The following is a 19125-nucleotide window of genomic DNA, read 5'->3' on the forward strand; positions in this document are numbered from 1 at the left end:
TGCAAGAGACAAGAGTGTATACTTTTGTCTTTTTCTTTTACTATTTTATGATAGTTGCTTATATAAATAATGGTTAAAAAAGTGAATGTTTTTATTAAAATATCAAAAAATGTTCGGAAATCTATTGACTTATTCTAATTTTATTTGTAAAATGATTTTACAGCCTATTAAAACGCAAATATGATTAAGGAGTTGTTCGTAATGAATAATCTTTCTAAAAAGATTGGGATTATTGGTGGAGGACAATTGGGAAAGATGATGATTTTAGATGCTAAACGGTTGGGATTCTATGTTATAACATTAGATCCTTCAGAGTCTTGCCCATCACATAGTATATCTGATGAACATATATTGGCTTCTTTCGATGATGAGAAGGCAATACGAACAATGGCGGAAAAAGTTGACGTAATTACATATGAATTCGAACATATCAATGTAGATATTTTAAAGAAATTAGAAGATGAAGGGTATATAATTTACCCTACTGCAAAGAGCTTGGAAATAATTCAAAACAAATATGATCAAAAATACACACTTCTTAAAAATGATGTAGCAGTTCCAGATTTTATGTTAGTCCAGTCCACAGAAGATTTAATAAACGCAGGTCAAGAATTTGGTTATCCGATGATGTTAAAAACTTGTACAGGTGGTTACGATGGTAAAGGTAACTATGTTGTAGAAAACGAAAAATTAATAGAAGAATCCTACAGACAATTAGGTAACGGAACAATTCCTTTGATGGTGGAAAAATTTGTTGACCTGAAAAAAGAAATATCTGTCCTTGCTTGTAGAGGAATAAATGGAGAAATAACAGTATATCCAGTAGGAGAAAATATTCATGTAGACAGTATATTAGATGAAACAAGAGTTCCAGCAGATATTTCTAGGAAATGTACAGAAGAAGCGATGAAATTAGCCCATAGAGTAATGGAGATTTTTGCAGGCGTAGGTATGTTCTGCGTTGAAATGTTTGTTACTAAGAATGATAATATATTAATTAACGAAGTAGCACCAAGACCACATAATTCTGGGCATTATACTATTGAAGGATGTTTGACATCCCAATTCGAGCAGCATATAAGAGCTATTACAGGTTTACCACTTGGAGATGTAAGTCTTAGATGTCCAACAGTAATGAGAAATCTTCTAGGTGAAGATGGTGAGTCAGGAATAGCATATTATGAAGGTTTAGATAAAGTCTATAATGATGGAATCGCAAAAGTTCATATCTATGGCAAAGAAGAAGTAAGACCTAAAAGAAAAATGGGTCATATTACAGTGTGTGCTGACACAATTGATGAGGCAGTAGAAAAAGCTGAAAAAGCTAAGAGAGGACTAAGAGTTATTAGTCAAAAAGGATAATGAGGAGGTTATTATTATGAAACCTATGGTTGGAATTATTATGGGTAGTGACTCGGATCTACCTGTTATGCAAGAAGCGGCTAAGATACTAGATGAATTTCAGATATCTTATGAGTTAACTGTTGTATCAGCTCATAGAACTCCAGAAAGATTATTTGATTATGCAAAAAGTGCCAAAGAAAAAGGATTAAAAGTCATTATTGCAGGAGCTGGAGGAGCGGCGCATTTACCAGGTATGGTTGCATCACTTACTACACTTCCAGTTATTGGAGTACCTGTTAAGACAAGAACATTGAATGGTATTGATTCATTATATTCTATTGTTCAGATGCCACCGGGAATACCTGTAGCTACAGTAGCTATCAATGGAGCTAAAAATGCAGGAATATTAGCTTCATCAATAATAGGAGCATTTGATGAGAATGTAAGTCAGAAAGTTGAAGAATATAAAAATAATCTACGAGAGACAGTTAAAGAAAAAGCTAATAAACTAGAAAAAATAAAGTACGATAAATATTTAGAAAGTATGAATTAATTATAATAGGAGGATGATTAGATGAAAAAAACAGAATTATTATATGAAGGTAAAGCGAAAAAGGTATTTAAAACTGATGATGAGAACATGTTAATAGTATCTTATAAAGATGATGCTACAGCATTTAATGGTGTTAAAAAAGGTTCAATACAAGATAAAGGAAGCATCAACAACAGAGTTTCTAATTACTTGATGGGAATACTAGAGAAAAAAGGTATACCTACTCATATTGTAGAAGAGATAAATGACCGTGAAACAGTAGTTAAAAAAGTAGAGATTGTACCTCTAGAGGTTATTGTTAGAAATATAGCAGCTGGAAGCTTAAGCAAGAGATTAGGACTTGAAGAAGGCACTAAGCTTGACAAAACAGTTCTTGAATATTGCTACAAGAATGACGAACTTGGTGATCCTATGGTTAATGATTTTCATATCTATGCTCTTTCATTAGCTACTAAAGAAGAACTTGATAAGATTTCTGAGATGTCATTTAAAATTAACGAAATACTTTCAGAATATTTTGATTCCATTAATATAGAGCTTATTGATTTTAAACTTGAGTTTGGCAGAACTTCTGATGGAACAGTTATCTTAGCTGATGAAATTTCTCCAGATACATGCCGCTACTGGGACAAGAATACAGGAGAAAAACTTGATAAAGACCGTTTTAGAAGAGACCTTGGTAATGTAGAGGGTGCTTATCAAGAAATATTAAAAAGAACTTTAGGGAATTCTTAAATTATTAGTGTTTTACCGTAGATAATATATATATAAAACACCTCATGTTAAATATTTAAAGAAAAAACTAAGTTCGTTCCAATAAATATTACTAAACCTTAACAACTCCTGACGTCAAACAGTTAAGGTTCTTAACGTAATATTTATTTCCACTCACTAAGATTTTCTAATAAATATTTAAAAATCGGTTTATATATATATATATTATCTACTAGGCTAGTGAAGTTAGTAAGTTATTTAGTTTTTAAGTAATTCAAATCTTAACGAATATTAGAAGGGAGATATCATGTTTGATGATAAATTAAAAGAAGAATGTGGTGTGTTTGGAGTTTATAATAATAATGAATTTGATACATCAAGACTTACTTATTATGGACTTTTTGCACTTCAACATAGAGGTCAGGAAAGTGCTGGTATAGCGGTTAATAATAAAGGTACTATTTTGTATAGAAAAGAAATGGGAATGGTATCAGAGATATTCGATGATGTAGTTCTTGACTATCTGAAAGGGCATTCGGCTATAGGTCATGTGAGATATTCAACAACTGGTGAGAGTTATGCAGAGAATGCACAACCTTTAGTTATAAAATACACAAAGGGGCATATGGCTATTGCTCACAATGGGAATATAACAAATGCTGGTAAGATAAAAAAAGAGTTGGAAGAACAAGGTACCATATTTCAAACAACATCAGATACTGAGGTAATAGCGGCGTTATTATCACGAATTCGAATCAAGTATAGTGCTATTGAAGATGCATTAAGAGAAGTAATGACTATTATTAAGGGAGCTTATTCATTGCTTATAATGACTCCTAATAAACTTATTGCTGTAAGAGACCCATTGGGAATGAGACCACTTGTTATTGGAAAGAAAGAAGATTCATATGTGTTCTCATCTGAATCCTGTGCTTTTGATTCTCTTGGTATAAAATTCATTAGGGACGTAGAGCCAGGAGAGATGATTGTAGTTAATAATGAAGGAATAAAATCAATTCAAACAGAAGTTCCTAAGAAATCAGCTTCTTGTATATTTGAATATATATATTTTGCAAGACCAGATAGTATTATGGATGGAATTGAAGTGTATAGTGCCAGATACCAAGCGGGTATTGTATTAGCTAAGGAACATCCTGTAGATGCAGATGTGGTAGTTGGTGTACCGGACTCTGGACTTGCTGCTGCTCATGGTTTTGCTCATGCTTCAGGAATTAAATATGTTGGTGGATTCATGAAAAATAGATACGTAGGAAGAACATTCATTCAGCCAAGCCAAGAGATGAGAGAATTAGGGGTACACATGAAATTAAATCCTATAAGAAGTCATATTGAAGGTAAAAGAGTTGTTATGATAGATGATTCTCTTGTTAGAGGAACAACAAGCAAGAAGATTGTTAATCTATTAAAAGCGGCAGGAGCGAAGGAAGTCCACGTTCGTATTAGTTCACCTCCAGTTAAGCATTCTTGTTATTTTGGGATTGATACTCCTGAGAGGGAGAATCTAATAGCTGGTAATATGTCAATAGATGGAATAAAAGATTTGATTGGAGCAGATAGTTTAGGATATATAAGCAATGAAGGTTTGCTTAGTACATGTAAAGATGGAAAAAGAGATTATTGTATGGCATGCTTTAATGGTAAATATCCAATGGATGTTGATAATGAGGAGGAAAAATAATGGCAGTGGATTATAAAGCTTCTGGAGTAGACGTTGAAGCAGGATATAAAGCAGTGGAATTAATGAAAAAACATGTTAAAACCACTTTTACAGAAGGTGTTGTAACAGACCTTGGGGGATTCGGAGGTTTATTTTCATTAGCTAAACATAGAATGGAAGAACCGGTTCTAGTATCAGGTACAGATGGTGTAGGAACTAAATTGAAAGTTGCATTTTTAACTGATAAGCATAACACTGTAGGAATAGATTTAGTAGCTATGTGTGTTAACGACATTATATGCTCTGGTGCTGAACCACTTTTCTTCTTGGATTATATAGCTTGTGGCAAGAATATACCAGAAAAGATAGCTGATATCGTAAGTGGTGTGGCTGAAGGCTGTAGACAATCTGGAGCGGCTCTTATTGGTGGAGAAACTGCTGAGATGCCAGGATTTTATCCTGAAAATGAATATGATATGGCTGGGTTTGCTGTAGGTATCGTTGATAAGAGTAAGGTTATTGATGGTTCTAAGACCCAAGAAGGAGATGTACTTCTAGGTTTACCATCATCTGGAATACATAGTAACGGTTATTCTCTTGTCAGAAAACTTTTTGAACCTACTAAGGAAAAGCTAGAAGAATATGTAGAAGAATTAGGTTGTACTCTAGGAGAAGAGTTGATTAAGCCTACTAAGATATATGTAAAGCAAATTAGTGAATTAAAAGATAAAGTAACAATAAAATCAATCAGTCATATTACTGGTGGTGGCTTTATCGAAAATATTCCTAGAGCATTAAAAGATGGGTTTAGTGCTAAGATAAATAAAGGTACTTGGCCTGTTCATAACATATTTAACTTGATGCAGAAGTTAGGTGAAATGGAAGAAAGAAGTATCTATAATACTTTTAACATGGGTATTGGTATGGTTCTTATACTTAATAAAGATGAAGCAGAAAAAGCAATAGATATTTTGGGATCTATAGGTGAAAAGGGTTATGTAATCGGTTCGGTTGAAAAAGGTGACGAAGGGGTAATTATATGCTAAGAATAGGAGTTCTTGTTTCTGGCGGGGGAACTAATTTACAGGCTATAATTGATAGAATTAGGGATGGTAGTATACCTGATACAGAAATCGTTTCTGTAGTAAGTAACAAAGAAAATGCATATGCTTTGGAAAGAATAAAAAAATATAATATCCAAGGTAAATGCATTAAACCAAGAGACTATGGGTCAAGACAAGAATTTTGTATTGCCCTTAGAGATTATTTTTTATCTCTAGATATTGATTTAATAGTTCTTGCAGGTTACCTAGTAGTCTTGTCAGAGGAACTTGTAAAAGCATTCCCTAATAAAATTATGAATATTCATCCTTCATTAATACCATCATTCTGTGGTGATGGGTACTATGGACTTAAAGTGCATCAGGGGGTAATTGATCGTGGAATTAAGGTAACAGGTGCTACAGTTCATTTTGTTGATGAAGGTACTGATACAGGTCCTATCATATTACAAAAAGCTGTTGATGTTAGAGCGGATGATACACCAGAAATTCTACAGCGAAGAGTAATGGAAGAAGCTGAATGGGTGATATATCCAGAAGCTATAAAATTATATGCACAAGGTAAGATTAATGTACAAGGTAATAAGGTAATTATAGGTAAATAATATATAAGAAGGGATGGAATAGATGAATATACTAGTAATTGGTAGCGGCGGGAGAGAACATGCTATAATATGGAAATTATCTCAGAGTAAAAGAGTGGATAAAATCTATTGTGCACCTGGTAATGCAGGAATATCAGAATTAGCCCAGTGTGTAGATATTTCAGCAACAGATATCAAAGGGCTATTAGATTTTGCATTGAGCAATCCAGTAGATTTAACAGTAGTAGGTATGGATGACCCTCTTATGTTAGGAGTTGTAGATGTATTTGAAAACAAAGGACTTAAGATATTTGGTCCAAAACAAAATGCCGCTATTATAGAAGGAAGCAAAATATTTTCAAAAGACCTTATGAAAAAATATAATATTCCTACAGCAGAATATGTTGTTATAGATAATGTGGATGATGCAAATGATTACATCAAAAAATGTAATTATCCAATAGTCATAAAAGCAGATGGACTTGCTCTTGGAAAAGGCGTTTTAATATGTTCTACATATGAAGAGGCACAAGAAGCAGTGGATACAATCATGATTGATAAGAAATTCGGTGATGCTGGAGATAAGATTGTCATAGAAGAATTCTTGACTGGTCCAGAAGTATCTGTTTTATCTTTTTGTGATGGAGAAAATATTATACCAATGGTTAGTGCTCAGGACCATAAAAGAGCTTTGGATGGAGATGAAGGCTTGAATACTGGGGGGATGGGAACTTTTTCACCAAGTAAATATTATACAGATGAGATACATAAAGAATGTGTAAAAACAATATATGAACCTTCATTGAAGGCGATGAAAAGTGAAGGAAGACCTTTCACAGGGATAATGTTTTTTGGGTTGATGCTTACAGAGAAAGGACCTAAGTTACTAGAATATAATGCTAGATTTGGTGATCCTGAAGCACAAGTTGTATTACCTAGGCTTCAAACAGATTTACTGGATATCTTTGAATATGCTATTGATGGAAAATTGAATGAGATAGATGTAAAATGGGATGACAAAGCGGCTGTTTGTGTAATTTTAGCTTCTGGGGGATATCCTGTAAAATATGAAAAAGGATACGAGATAAAAGGTCTACAAGCACAGAAAAATAAAGATGATGTAATTGTTTTTCATGCGGGAACAAAAAAAGTTGATGATAAAATAATTACCAATGGTGGTAGAGTACTTGGATTGACAGCTATTGGTAAAGATATAGATGAAGCTAGAGATATTGCTTATAAAACAGTAGAAGAAGTTGATTTTACTAATAAGCATTTTAGAAAAGATATAGGGATAAAATAGTTAATTTAGTTATATTGCGGGTAAGTCAGAAAAAATGTATTTGGTTGTGTTAATTGATTACATATGATATAATTTTAATTAACATATTATGTGGTATTGAAAACCACATAGACATTAGGAGGGAATCGCTTATGAAAAAAATAGCAATATTAACTGATTCTGCTTGTGATTTACCTGATAGTATCATTGAGAAATACAATATAAAATTACTTCCGTTAAGAATTATTTATCATGACCGTGAATATAGGGATCGTATTGAGATTAAACCTCAGGAAGTATATGACAATATTGAGAGAGAGGTACCGAAAACATCGTTACCTGTACCAGAAGATATTTTATCTGCTTTTGATAGCTTGGCGGATGAAGGGTATACTGATGCTGTTGTCATAACGATTTCTTCTAATCTTAGTGGAACATTTAATCTAATTAAGCTGCTTGCTAAGGATTATGAACGACTCAAAATTAGAGTATATGATTCTAAGACATTAGGTATATTTTTAGGATTTGTAGTGAAAGAGGCAGCTGCTATTGCACATACTCAAAAAAATATGGAAGATGTCATTAATAGAGCAAAAGAGATTCGAAGTAAATTGAAAGGCTGCTATGTGTTGAAAACACTGACTTACTTGAGAAAAGGCGGTAGAATCGGTAAAGTTGAAGGTACAGTTGGAGAGTTTTTTAATATAAAGCCTATTATTGGAATTAATGATGAAGGTGTTTATTTTACTATTGCAAAAGTACGAGGCAGAAGAAAATCTATAAGTAAAATAAAATCTATGATTATGGAAGAATTCAAGGATAAAAAATATAATATAGCAATCATTCATGGTGGTGCAGAAGAAGAAGCCAAGCAATTATATAATAGTATTAAAAACATTGGTAATATAGTTGAAGGCCATATTTCACAGATTAGTCCAGCGTTAGGGGTTCACACAGGGCCAGGATTAATTGGTTATGCAGCATATGAAGTATAATTTTTGATAAAAAACTTGGTGTATGCCAAGTTTTTTTTAATCCTTCTATTAATTATGATATAATGTATAATGTTAAAGATAAATAGGTAGCTTCTTTGTTTTAAGAAAGGATTGAAAAAAGTGGCACAGATTGTAAACAAATCAAATCATCTGAGAAAAGAAATATTATTAGAATATCTCAAAATGATTATTTGTAGTATAGCTGCAATACTTTGTGTAGTATTAGCTTTTTATACATATGGATTTTCATTAATAGCAACACTTATATTATGTATTTATATTAAAAAGATGAAGACAAATATTGATATAATAAAATCTGGACTCAAGGGAGAAAAAGAAGTATTAAATTTATTATCTGATTTACCAAAAAGATATAAAGTGATTTCAGATATATTAATACAAGGTAAGAACACATCTAGTCAACTTGATTATGTAATTGTAGGTTCTAATGGAATATTCATTGTAGAGGCTAAGAATATTAAAGGGACTATAAGTGGTAATGGAAATTCCAAATATCTTACTCAGGTTAAGATCGGAAAAGGTGGTAAAGAATACAGGAGAGAATTATACAATCCTACTTTGCAGGTAAAAGGACATGTATTAGGACTAACCAAACTTCTTAAAAGAAATAATATGCAATATGATGTTCATGGATTAGTTTATTTCTCCAATGAGGAATCTAGAATACAATTCAAGTCCAATAATATAGTAGTATTATCTAAGAATAAGGATGACTTGCTTAAGTACATTAAAACTTATAAGAATAATGGAGTCAAAATAGCTCCAAATGAGCAAATAAAAATAACTAAACTGCTTAAGAGTCAAGTTATGTAATATAGAGTAGTTTAATTTAGGGGCTGGGTTTAACTGACAGCCCCTAATATTATAAAAGCATATTTTAGAATATGAATAGTTATGCCTATTTAGGTTCAGTATCGAACTCCATATTACTCCAATCAATGCTTGTTTTCCAAGTGGAATTATCTTCATCAATCCAAGTATTCATATTATTATTATAAGCTGTATGACCATTGATGTTGATATCTAAATTCTCAACATACCAGTCACCACCTATACTACCATATCTCTCTACTTTTCTAAGATAAATATTAGTTACATCCTTAGGATGGATATCAGTACCATTATAAAGATAATATTCATCATTATCATCAGCTTCAAAATCATTATAACCTTCTTTAGCTAATAACCATTCTTTTGTTTCTCCATCTTTGGTTTGTATACCAAAGTATACATCATCATCAGTACCTGCCCATTCATTATGAAGGAAACCTCTTTTTTCTGTGCCTGTATGTACTGTAACAGTTAAAGAGCTGATAGGGTTATTGTCAATACCTATATCAAGATTCCAACGATCACTAAATCCGCTAAAGTCGCCTTGTTCTGCTTTAGTTAATAATTCAACAGCATGGTTAAGGGCACTTGAGAAAGAATTATCCAATCTTTCCTTTCTATTGTTTTCTGAAAGAAAATCCATAGCTTCATCATATTCTTTATAAGTGTATCCTACACCTGTTTTAAGACCTGTAAGAAGTGTATAACACCAAGTCTTTTCTTCAGTGATTGTAGGTGATGAACCATAAATGTTTTGTGCAGTTGCATTAAAAGAAGCAAAAGGAATGTCTGATACATCACTGAAACAATCAGATATGCCATCAGAATAATCAGATATATCAAAGCCACCTTTATTAACCCACAAGTATGATTCAGCCGCTGATTCTAGATTAATATGTAATTCACGTCCAGCTGGATTATTTAAATAGATTCCAGCTTCAGGATCCACAAATATTCCATGGCATGCATAATCTCCAGTTACGTGAGTAATCCATCCTGCTACGTATGATAATCTTTTCTTATCATTAGACTCTATAGCATCTTTTAGTTGTTCCTTAGCAAAACTTCCAACTTTAAAATAATGAAAACGGTCTGACCAAGGTGAATATCCAAGAGCTTGTCTTGGTTGAATTAATGGAAGGTCTGGACCATTTGCACCCCAAGTTGCTATTAGTGGATATTCTTCCAAAGCACTTCTGATTAAACTGTTTTCAGGTAAGTTTTTTGTAGTCTCTTTCATTAGGATGTAATGTGAAGCTGGTTGATAAGCCAACACATTTTTGGGGAAAAGCATAAGCAATAATACTAATGCTAAACAATTAGTGAAAAATTTAATTATTTTCATAATAATCCTCCTTTAATAATTAAATGCAGAATATAGTATACAATAATTGTTGTGAAAAAAATGTTGAAATAAGGATAGTAATATATAGAAATATTCTACACAAACTTATAGAAATTTACAAAATTCTATCAGTATAGATATTAAAACATATAATTCTAAGAAATATTCACGATTCAAAAAAATATTATTTTGTAGAATTTATATATTTAAATCAATATAAGACATACTGATGTCATATTATCTTTGTTATACTCGAGATGTTCTAATAAAAAATATTAATATGAGGTGAAGGAAATGAAATATGAATTAGTTAATTTAGAAAAGAAAATTGTTGTTGGAAAGTCAATAAAAACCACAAATGAGAATGGAAAGTCTATGAAAGATATTGGAGCCATGTGGCAACAATTTATTGGTGAAGGAATTTATGAGTCTATTAAGAATAAAGTTGATGGTAAAGGTATAGGTTTATATACAGAATATGAAGGAGATTGTACAGCACCTTATACATTCATGTGTTGTTGTGAAGTGAAAACAACTGAAGATATTGGTAATCTAGAAGTTAAAACAATTAGTGAAGGAAAGTACGCTAAATTTACTGTTACAGGAGATATGGTTCAAGCTGTAGGTGAAGCATGGTGTGAAATATGGGGCATGGATTTAGATAGAAAATATGATTCTGATTTTGAATTATATCATAATGATTCAGAAGATATGAGTAATCAGACTATAGATATATTTATATCATTGAATTAATAATTATTATGAATAAATACTTTATCAATAATTAAAACTATAATCATTACTAATAATTCGTAGATAATAAAAAGGATGTGATTGTAGTGAAAGATATCAATAATACAACTAAGAAGGAAAAAGATAGGAAACATATATATAGTGATGATTCATATATGGGAGGACTAACTTCTGCTCAGGTAGGTTCAATGGCTGGAGCAGGTAAACTTGGTGGAGAAATGGTAAAAAGGATGATTGCTAGTGTTGAAAAAGAGATGGTAGATAATTCACCTGAACAAGGAAAGTTAAAATAAATATCACCTTGACAAAATTGCAAAACTAGAGTACATTATGTGTGATATAAATATTAGCTAGGGGAGCCAGTTGGCTGAGAAAGTACAAATTTTAATTACTGACCCTTATAACCTGATACGGATAATGCCGTCGAAGGGAAGCAGCAAATTTCTTTAATAATTTGCTTTCAGTCAATGATCTTCCTAACTATGAGGAGGATTTTATTATGTTTCAAGAATTTCAAAATGCAATCTCAAGTGGAGAACTGCAAAATATTATTACTTCAACTTTAGGACAAATTATAATTGTAGTAGTTGCATTACTATTATTGACTATCGTTGTAGCAGTGGGTAGTAAATCAAAAACCATGAAAACAAAAGAATTAGTCTATTCAGCTATTGCAATAGCTATTGCAATCGTATTGTCACAGATAAAAATATTTAGACTTCCACAAGGTGGTTCAATAACACCATTCAGTATGTTGTTCATAGTACTGATTGGATATTGGTTTGGTACAACTCAAGGTGTAATCTGTGGTATTACATATGGATTATTACAGTTAATAATTGACCCATGGGTAGTTCATCCTGCTCAATTATTATTGGATTATCCAATAGCTTTTGGAGCGCTTGGCTTATCAGGATTATTTAGAAAATCACAAAACGGTTTGATGAAAGGTTTGTTTATAGGAGCATTCGGCAGGTTTATTTGTCACTTCTTGACAGGAGTAATATTCTTTGCAAGTTATGCAGCAGAAGTTAATATGGATCCAACATTATATTCAATGGCATACAACATTTCTTATATAGCTGTTGAAGTATTTTTAACAGTAATACTACTATTCTTACCACCAGTCGACGACGCAATAAAACAATTAAAAAGATCTGCAATTTCATAGTACAAGTTTAGGATAATAATATCATAATAACATACACTAAGTAGAGATAGGAAACTATCTCTATTTTTTATCTTATAGGAAAGTTTTAAATAAAATATGAAATAGAGGTATATTACAACATTAAAAGAAAGGAATTAATTATGAAACAGATAAATTCTAAGGATAATGAAAACAAAATTAATGAATTAGGTAGTGTAAGCGAAAATTTTGGCAGTACTAATTTTAATGACCTTGATGGGGTACCTGAAGGAATTATTGAAAAGAAACCAGAACATCAAAATGTCAGCAAAGATCATCCTTATATGGGGAACTTAACCTCTCATGAGATTGGTATGATGGCTAAATCGGGAGCGCTAGACAATGAAATGTTCAAGAGAATGACTTCTAATATCCAACAGGACACAGAAGATGGGCCAACATTGCCTTAATAAGAGGGGTTGTTATGAAACAGCCCCTATAATTTATTTACTGATATGTTAACAATGTATGAATTTATTAATTTAAATATAGTAATATAATGATATTAATGATAATATATATCAAAAGAAGTATAATAAGCAGTTTTGAAATTTGGAGGAAGGCATATGGGAAATGAATTAACTTTTTGGGTAGCGATATTTAATGGATTTCTATCTTTTTTTACTCCTTGTGTATTACCATTATTACCATTGTATTTTAGTTACCTTGCTGGAACAACAATTACAGACCTAGAGAAAAATAAGAATATCAGAAGAATAATGATAATAAATTCTATAGCATTCGTATTAGGTCTTTCCATACTTAATATAACTCTTGGATTTGGAGCCAAAGTTATTAATAATACTCTTATAACATATCAAGAGTATATCAGAAAAGCAGGAGGATTATTAATCATCATATTTGGACTTTATTTCATAGGAGTATTCAAAATAAAGCTGTTCAACAAAGAGAAGAAATATCAGTATAAGAATTATAGTCCTAATTTTATTAAGTCACTATTACTTGGAATCACATTCAGTTTTGGCTGGACACCATGTAATGGACCCATAATAGGAACGATCCTCTTTTTAGCCAGTTTTGAAAAAAATTATCTAAAGGCAGGAGGAATGATGCTAGTATATTCCATTGGATTTGCCATTCCATTTTTGATATCAGCTCTACTATTAGGTAAATTCATCAATAACTACAAAAAGATATATAAGTATTTTGATAAGATAAAATTGGTTGCTGGAGTACTAATGATTATAATGGGAATAATGTTATACACTAATACCTTATCACTATTAGTTGTAAAATAAAATGTATAACTGATGTAATAAAGTAAAGAATTATAATGAAATAAAAAGTAGAAAATTATAATAAAATGAGGTGATTAAAATGAAATTCAATAAAAAGATTAATACTATACTTATCTTAGTGACAATACTTATGCTAATAACTGGTTGTAAGGCAGAAAAAGATAATATTGATGACAATAATACTAATAATATAGAATCAGAACTGGATAAAGAACATGGCTCAGATAATAATGTAGTAGACGATAATGATAAAGATGGAGAAATGCCAGTTGGAGATAAAGAAACAGGTGAAGATAATAACATAGATGAAGATGCTGATTCAAAGGATGAACAAGATACTCAGGAAGATGATAAAGACATGGTTGAGGAGCAGGTACCAGAGGGTGATAAAGAAACTGGAGATGATAATGAAGATAAGGAAACAATTGCAGCACCTGACTTTACATTAAGTGATGGAAAAGGTAACAACTATACACTATCAGACTATAAAGGCAAATTAGTGTTTGTCAACTTCTTTACTACTTGGTGTGGCTACTGTAAAGATGAAATGCCTGATTTTCAAAAGATACATGAAAAATACAAAGATGATGATGTAGCTATAATAGCAGTTGATGTGCAACATGATGCAAGTGAAAAGCCAATTGATGAAGTAATTGAGTGGGCTGATGATTTAGGTATAACATTTCCTGTAGTATTTGATGAAGACGGGACTGCTACCGATAATTATTTTATCAATGGATATCCAACTACCTATGTCATTAGTAAAGAAGGAGATGTAATTGGGTACGTAAACGCTGTGGATGAGCAAGATATGGAAAAATTGATAAGTATGTATAGATAAATATAAATAGAAATTGATATAAAAAATATGTCCTATTTTTCAATCATTATGATATAATATTATATGTATTTGGTACTGGTAAATTATGTATTTTATCAGTGGATATGCTTATAATCGAATTTTATTTTGATAAAGAGGGAATTAAAATGTTATGTGAAAGATGTCATAAAGAGCCTGCAACTGTATACTTGAATAAAATAATCAACGGAAAAAAACAAGAAATACATTTGTGCAGTAAATGTGCAATGGAGGTAAAAGAACTATATCCTCAGAATGATATATCTTTTGAGAGCTTTCTTAGTAGTCTTTTGGATATCAATAAAAACATTAATGTCAAAAGCTATAACAAAGAAGATGTCATCAGATGTGAAAAATGTGGTATGACATATAACGAATTCAAGAAAAAAGGCAAATTTGGATGTAGTCATTGCTATAAATCCTTTTCCAGTTTGCTTAGCCCTGTTATAAAAAGAGTTCATGGAAGTAATATACATGTAGGTAAAATACCCAAAAGAACAGGTGGAAAAATAAAATTAAGGAAACAAATACAATCTTTGGAAAATAAGTTGAGGGAAGCTGTTGTAAAAGAAGAATATGAAGATGCCGCTAAGTTTCGAGATGCCATAAGAGCATTGAAGAAGGAGGGTGGCATATGTTGAAATGGTTTGAAAAAAGCTCTGGAAGTGATGATGTAGTAATATCCAGCAGAGTAAGGTTAGCCAGGAATATTGAAGAGTATAATTTTCCTAGTAGATTATCAAAAGAAGACGCAGGAAGAATTATTGATGATGTAAAAGAAGCCGTATTAAATGCTCATGAAGATAATAGCTATTTCCATTCTGTAGATATGAACAACTTATCTTCTCTAGAAAAGGTAGCTATGGTTGAACGTCATGTGGTAAGTCCTAATTTTGTACAGACATTGGTACCTACTGGGCTTATATTATCAGAAGATGAAAGTATAAGCATCATGATCAATGAAGAAGACCATCTTCGTATTCAATCTATAACCAATGGTCTTAACTTAGACGAAGCATTACAGAATGCATATAGAATCGATGACTTATTAGAAGAAAAGATAAATTATGCATACGATGAAAATATAGGCTATCTGACATCTTGTCCTACTAATGTTGGAACGGGACTAAGAGCATCATATATGATACATGTACCAGCCCTTGAAACCACTGGTAAGCTGCAGTTCATTTTAGATGCCATAGGGAAATTTGGTATAACTGTAAGAGGCATATATGGTGAGGGTTCCAAAGCAAGAGGAAGTGTATTTCAGATATCTAACCAGATTACATTAGGTCACTCTGAACAAGAAATCATTGATAACCTAACTAGTTTGACAAAACAGATTGTAGAACAAGAACGAGCCCTTAGAAATAAATTATTAAGTGAAAAAAGATTGCAATTTGAAGATGCTGTATATCGTTCATATGGTATTCTAGCACATGCAAGAATAATTACATCCAAGGAAGCTATGACCTTATTATCGGATATAAAACTTGGATATGAACTGGGAATATTGAAGTCTGATATTAAAAATCCTATAAATATTTATGGACTCATGACTTGTATCCAACCAGCCAATCTTCAAAAAAAGATAAATAAAGAATTAAAAATAGATGAGAGAGACATTGAAAGAGCAACTTATATAAGAAATAATTTGCCAAAGATAATATAAATTATTATAAGAAAGGATTTGAGTTAACTTATGATGGGTAGATTTACTGGACGTGCTCAAGAAGCTATAAGTTTGTCTAGACAAATAGCCAAAGAATTAGGTCATGGTTATGTTGGAACAGAGCACATCCTCTTGGGTCTAATAAAAGAAGGTAAGGGAGTTGCCGGCAAGATACTAAACAGTCAAGGTATAACAGAAGACGTTATATTAGAAAAAATAAGAAAAATTGGGATTATAGGTAATGTTTCAACTGCCGATGTAGAGGACTTTACACCTAGAGCCAAAAGAGTTCTTGAATCAAGTCTTAGAGAAGCAGTTAACATGAAGACCACTATGATAGGAACTGAACATATTTTATTAGCATTATTAAAAGAAACAGATTGTATTGCAGCAAAGCTTATCAGTAGTTCAGGCGTGACAGTACAGAAATTATATCAGCTAATTTTAAAAAATCTTGGAGAATCACCAGCAGGTAAAGACGTTAATTCCTCACAGTCTAATAAAAAGTCTACTACACCAGTATTAGACCAATTTAGCAGAGACCTGACTAATATGTCCAAAGAAGGTGAATTCGATCCAATAATCGGACGAGATAGAGAAATTGAGAGAGTTATACAGATATTAAGCAGAAGAACCAAAAACAACCCATGTCTAATAGGGGAGCCTGGTGTCGGTAAAACTGCTATAGCAGAAGGACTGGCACAGAAAATTTCTAATGGTAATATACCAGAGACATTAAAGGATAAGAGAGTTGTTGCTCTTGATTTATCATCAATGGTAGCTGGTTCAAAATATAGAGGAGAATTTGAAGATAGAATCAAAAAAGCTCTAAAAGAGATAAAAGAGGCAGGAAATGTTTTATTATTCATTGATGAGATTCATACAATAGTTGGTGCAGGAGCAGCCGAAGGAGCTATTGATGCATCAAATATATTGAAACCTTCTCTAGCAAGAGGAGAAATACAGCTTATAGGGGCTACTACTCTTGATGAATATAGAAAATATATAGAAAAAGATTCTGCTTTAGAGAGAAGATTCCAACCTGTTAGAGTTGAAGAACCTTCAGAAGATGAATCCATTGATATACTTAGAGGATTAAAAGATATGTATGAGGCTCATCATAAAGTTCATATAAAAGATGAAGCTGTAATAGCTGCGGTTAAATTATCTAATCGTTATATTACAGACCGTTACTTACCGGATAAAGCTATAGACTTAATAGATGAAGCTGCTTCAAAAGTGAGACTAAGTACTTTTACAGCACCACCAGATATAAAAGATTTGGAAAGAGAATTAGAAGAACTTGAAAAAGATAAGGAAATAGCAATCAAGACAGAAGAATACGAAAAGGCAGGAGTCATCAAAAGAAAGCAAAATGAAATAAAGGAAAGGCTGAATGCTTCCAAATTAGAATGGGAATCCAAGAATTCCAGGGCTAATCAAATAGTAGATGAAGAAGAAATTGCTGATATAGTCTCAAGTTGGACAGGTATACCAGTCAAGAAGCTCACAGAAGAAGAAGGAGAAAGACTTAAGAATCTTGAGGAATACCTTCATAAAAGAGTTGTGGGACAAGATGAAGCAGTTACAGCTATCTCTAAAGCCATTAGACGTGGAAGAGTAGGGCTCAAAGATCCAAAAAGACCTATAGGATCATTCTTGTTCTTAGGTCCAACAGGTGTAGGTAAAACTGAGCTTACAAAAGCTTTAGCAGAAGCATTATTCGGAGATGAAAGTGCTCTAATAAGAGTTGATATGTCTGAATACATGGAAAAACACAGTGTTTCCAAATTGATTGGATCACCTCCAGGATATGTAGGTTATGATGAAGGTGGTCAAGTAAGCGAAAAAATAAGAAGAAAACCATATTCAGTAATATTATTTGATGAAGTTGAAAAGGCTCATCCAGAAGTATTTAATATATTATTACAAGTTCTAGATGATGGACATATAACAGATTCACAGGGAAGAAAAATTGATTTTAAGAATACCGTTATCATAATGACATCCAACGTTGGTGCAAGAAACATAGTTTCACCTGTAAAATTAGGGTTTATCTCAGAAGTAGATGAAAAGAAAAATTATGAAAACATGCGTAAAAATGTTATGGATGAAGTTAAAAGACTATTTAGACCAGAATTCCTTAATAGAATAGATGAACTAATAGTTTTCCATTCCTTGACAAAAGAAAATATCCGTGAAATAGTAGGTATCATGATTAATCAAGTTGCCGTAAGACTTACCAAAAATGTTGGTATTGAACTTGAAGTAACAGATAGTGCAAAAGACTATTTAGCAAAAGAAGGATTTGATGAAGCTTATGGTGCAAGACCTCTAAGAAGGGCTATTCAGTCAAAAGTGGAAGACAAATTAGCAGAAGAACTATTAGACAACAAAGTCAAATATGGGGATAAAGTCACTGTAGATATAAAGGACGATGAATTAATATTCGAGGTTTAAAATAATTACCATGTTAATTTTGTTAGTGCTATGTTATAATATATGAAATGCAAAATAGATGAATATTATTAGTAATATATGTTAATCTAGGGATAAATAGGGAAAAATTAATTTTTCTCTAGTATTTAAGGTTAAAATAATATATAATGTAGGTATTCAACTTTTTACGACAATATAGGAGGGTAAAGATGGCTGGTATTCAAGAAATAATCAGGGTAGAAGATGATAATACACTTAGTTTTGGAAATCATCTAATGGATGAAAAGAAAAAGGTAATTAATTTCGAAGTTGATGGACATATATATAAAGTGAAAACTTATGATGAAATAACAAGATTAGAAAAAAATGGAAGACTTCTTTTCGAATCAGTGCCAGGAACAACAGTTCATAATTTTTCTGTTAGTGATAAAATAATAGATTTTAAAGTTGAAGGAACAGAAGATGCACAGATTACTTTGGAATTAGAAGCAGACCAAGAATATAGAATTTATATTAACCAAGTACAAGTTGGAAAGATGAAATCCA

Annotated in this window: 20 protein-coding genes and 1 riboswitch; of the genes, 19 read left to right on the top strand and 1 reads right to left on the bottom strand. The window is 31.9% G+C overall.

Annotation, left to right across the window (positions count from 1 at the left end):
- The first annotated feature begins 201 nt into the window (after positions 1-201).
- From AACQ14_RS10845 to AACQ14_RS10885, 9 genes are all read left to right on the top strand, one after another.
- The gene (locus tag AACQ14_RS10845) at positions 202-1362 is read left to right on the top strand and encodes a 5-(carboxyamino)imidazole ribonucleotide synthase (protein WP_339363604.1); all 1161 of its coding nucleotides are present in this window, start codon (positions 202-204) and stop codon (positions 1360-1362) included.
- Positions 1363-1378: 16 nt separating this feature from the next.
- On the top strand, positions 1379-1897 hold the full coding sequence (purE, locus tag AACQ14_RS10850) for a 5-(carboxyamino)imidazole ribonucleotide mutase (RefSeq protein ID WP_339363605.1): 519 nt from the start codon (positions 1379-1381) through the stop codon (positions 1895-1897).
- Between the two features lie 21 nt (positions 1898-1918).
- Positions 1919-2632, top strand: a complete 714-nt coding sequence (gene purC / locus AACQ14_RS10855; protein ID WP_339363606.1) for a phosphoribosylaminoimidazolesuccinocarboxamide synthase — start codon at positions 1919-1921, stop codon at positions 2630-2632.
- Positions 2633-2918: 286 nt separating this feature from the next.
- Positions 2919-4310, top strand: coding sequence for an amidophosphoribosyltransferase (purF, locus tag AACQ14_RS10860; protein ID WP_339363607.1), 1392 nt, complete (start codon positions 2919-2921; stop codon positions 4308-4310).
- A 5-nt stretch (positions 4311-4315) separates the two neighbouring features.
- Positions 4316-5335: a phosphoribosylformylglycinamidine cyclo-ligase gene (purM, locus tag AACQ14_RS10865; RefSeq protein ID WP_339363628.1), complete on the top strand. Its 1020-nt coding sequence runs from the start codon at positions 4316-4318 to the stop codon at positions 5333-5335.
- A complete protein-coding gene (gene purN, locus AACQ14_RS10870) occupies positions 5329-5955 on the top strand; it encodes a phosphoribosylglycinamide formyltransferase (protein ID WP_339363608.1) in 627 nt (208 codons plus the stop codon). The genes purM and purN overlap by 7 nt, the downstream gene beginning before the upstream one ends.
- 22 nt (positions 5956-5977) lie before the next feature.
- Complete coding sequence (gene purD, locus AACQ14_RS10875; protein WP_339363609.1) at positions 5978-7237, top strand: phosphoribosylamine--glycine ligase; 1260 nt, start codon at positions 5978-5980, stop codon at positions 7235-7237.
- Between the two features lie 131 nt (positions 7238-7368).
- Complete coding sequence (locus AACQ14_RS10880; protein ID WP_339363610.1) at positions 7369-8211, top strand: DegV family protein; 843 nt, start codon at positions 7369-7371, stop codon at positions 8209-8211.
- A 120-nt stretch (positions 8212-8331) separates the two neighbouring features.
- Complete coding sequence (locus AACQ14_RS10885; protein ID WP_339363611.1) at positions 8332-9045, top strand: nuclease-related domain-containing protein; 714 nt, start codon at positions 8332-8334, stop codon at positions 9043-9045.
- A gap of 85 nt (positions 9046-9130) precedes the next feature.
- On the opposite strand, the gene AACQ14_RS10890 is transcribed toward AACQ14_RS10885, so the two are convergent.
- A complete protein-coding gene (locus AACQ14_RS10890; RefSeq protein ID WP_339363612.1) occupies positions 9131-10408 on the bottom strand; it encodes a zinc dependent phospholipase C family protein in 1278 nt (425 codons plus the stop codon).
- 294 nt (positions 10409-10702) lie between these two features.
- On the opposite strand from AACQ14_RS10890, the gene AACQ14_RS10895 reads away from it, so the two are divergent.
- From AACQ14_RS10895 to AACQ14_RS10940, 10 genes are all read left to right on the top strand, one after another.
- The gene (locus AACQ14_RS10895) at positions 10703-11161 is read left to right on the top strand and encodes a GyrI-like domain-containing protein (protein ID WP_339363613.1); all 459 of its coding nucleotides are present in this window, start codon (positions 10703-10705) and stop codon (positions 11159-11161) included.
- 86 nt (positions 11162-11247) lie between these two features.
- The gene (locus AACQ14_RS10900) at positions 11248-11454 is read left to right on the top strand and encodes a small, acid-soluble spore protein, alpha/beta type (RefSeq protein WP_339363614.1); all 207 of its coding nucleotides are present in this window, start codon (positions 11248-11250) and stop codon (positions 11452-11454) included.
- A gap of 49 nt (positions 11455-11503) precedes the next feature.
- Positions 11504-11610, top strand: a riboswitch (TPP riboswitch).
- A gap of 50 nt (positions 11611-11660) precedes the next feature.
- Complete coding sequence (thiT, locus tag AACQ14_RS10905) at positions 11661-12332, top strand: energy-coupled thiamine transporter ThiT (protein ID WP_339363615.1); 672 nt, start codon at positions 11661-11663, stop codon at positions 12330-12332.
- A 140-nt stretch (positions 12333-12472) separates the two neighbouring features.
- A complete protein-coding gene (locus AACQ14_RS10910) occupies positions 12473-12760 on the top strand; it encodes a hypothetical protein (RefSeq protein WP_339363616.1) in 288 nt (95 codons plus the stop codon).
- Positions 12761-12916: 156 nt separating this feature from the next.
- Positions 12917-13609, top strand: a complete 693-nt coding sequence (locus tag AACQ14_RS10915) for a cytochrome c biogenesis CcdA family protein (protein ID WP_339363617.1) — start codon at positions 12917-12919, stop codon at positions 13607-13609.
- Between the two features lie 79 nt (positions 13610-13688).
- Complete coding sequence (locus AACQ14_RS10920; RefSeq protein WP_339363618.1) at positions 13689-14450, top strand: TlpA disulfide reductase family protein; 762 nt, start codon at positions 13689-13691, stop codon at positions 14448-14450.
- A gap of 146 nt (positions 14451-14596) precedes the next feature.
- Positions 14597-15109, top strand: a complete 513-nt coding sequence (locus AACQ14_RS10925) for a UvrB/UvrC motif-containing protein (protein WP_113674263.1) — start codon at positions 14597-14599, stop codon at positions 15107-15109.
- On the top strand, positions 15103-16140 hold the full coding sequence (locus AACQ14_RS10930; protein WP_339363619.1) for a protein arginine kinase: 1038 nt from the start codon (positions 15103-15105) through the stop codon (positions 16138-16140). Before AACQ14_RS10925 ends, AACQ14_RS10930 begins: the two co-directional genes overlap by 7 nt.
- A gap of 30 nt (positions 16141-16170) precedes the next feature.
- The gene (locus tag AACQ14_RS10935) at positions 16171-18600 is read left to right on the top strand and encodes an ATP-dependent Clp protease ATP-binding subunit (protein WP_339363620.1); all 2430 of its coding nucleotides are present in this window, start codon (positions 16171-16173) and stop codon (positions 18598-18600) included.
- A 188-nt stretch (positions 18601-18788) separates the two neighbouring features.
- The coding region (locus AACQ14_RS10940; RefSeq protein ID WP_339363621.1) for an endosialidase at positions 18789-19125 on the top strand (337 nt) is incomplete at its 3' end.

Source organism: Vallitalea maricola (genome assembly GCF_036985595.1).
Classification (GTDB): Bacteria; Bacillota; Clostridia; order Lachnospirales; family Vallitaleaceae; genus Vallitalea; species Vallitalea maricola.

Bases quoted from the DNA above. Each gene is read 5' to 3' on its own strand.
- AACQ14_RS10845 (WP_339363604.1), top strand. From the start codon at position 202: ATGAATAATCTTTCTAAAAAGATTGGGATTATTGGTGGAGGACAATTG.
- purE (WP_339363605.1), top strand. From the start codon at position 1,379: ATGAAACCTATGGTTGGAATTATTATGGGTAGTGACTCGGATCTACCT.
- purC (WP_339363606.1), top strand. From the start codon at position 1,919: ATGAAAAAAACAGAATTATTATATGAAGGTAAAGCGAAAAAGGTATTT.
- purF (WP_339363607.1), top strand. From the start codon at position 2,919: ATGTTTGATGATAAATTAAAAGAAGAATGTGGTGTGTTTGGAGTTTAT.
- purN (WP_339363608.1), top strand. From the start codon at position 5,329: ATGCTAAGAATAGGAGTTCTTGTTTCTGGCGGGGGAACTAATTTACAG.
- purD (WP_339363609.1), top strand. From the start codon at position 5,978: ATGAATATACTAGTAATTGGTAGCGGCGGGAGAGAACATGCTATAATA.
- AACQ14_RS10880 (WP_339363610.1), top strand. From the start codon at position 7,369: ATGAAAAAAATAGCAATATTAACTGATTCTGCTTGTGATTTACCTGAT.
- AACQ14_RS10890 (WP_339363612.1), bottom strand. From the start codon at position 10,408: ATGAAAATAATTAAATTTTTCACTAATTGTTTAGCATTAGTATTATTG.
- AACQ14_RS10895 (WP_339363613.1), top strand. From the start codon at position 10,703: ATGAAATATGAATTAGTTAATTTAGAAAAGAAAATTGTTGTTGGAAAG.
- thiT (WP_339363615.1), top strand. From the start codon at position 11,661: ATGTTTCAAGAATTTCAAAATGCAATCTCAAGTGGAGAACTGCAAAAT.
- AACQ14_RS10910 (WP_339363616.1), top strand. From the start codon at position 12,473: ATGAAACAGATAAATTCTAAGGATAATGAAAACAAAATTAATGAATTA.
- AACQ14_RS10915 (WP_339363617.1), top strand. From the start codon at position 12,917: ATGGGAAATGAATTAACTTTTTGGGTAGCGATATTTAATGGATTTCTA.
- AACQ14_RS10920 (WP_339363618.1), top strand. From the start codon at position 13,689: ATGAAATTCAATAAAAAGATTAATACTATACTTATCTTAGTGACAATA.
- AACQ14_RS10925 (WP_113674263.1), top strand. From the start codon at position 14,597: ATGTTATGTGAAAGATGTCATAAAGAGCCTGCAACTGTATACTTGAAT.
- AACQ14_RS10930 (WP_339363619.1), top strand. From the start codon at position 15,103: ATGTTGAAATGGTTTGAAAAAAGCTCTGGAAGTGATGATGTAGTAATA.
- AACQ14_RS10935 (WP_339363620.1), top strand. From the start codon at position 16,171: ATGATGGGTAGATTTACTGGACGTGCTCAAGAAGCTATAAGTTTGTCT.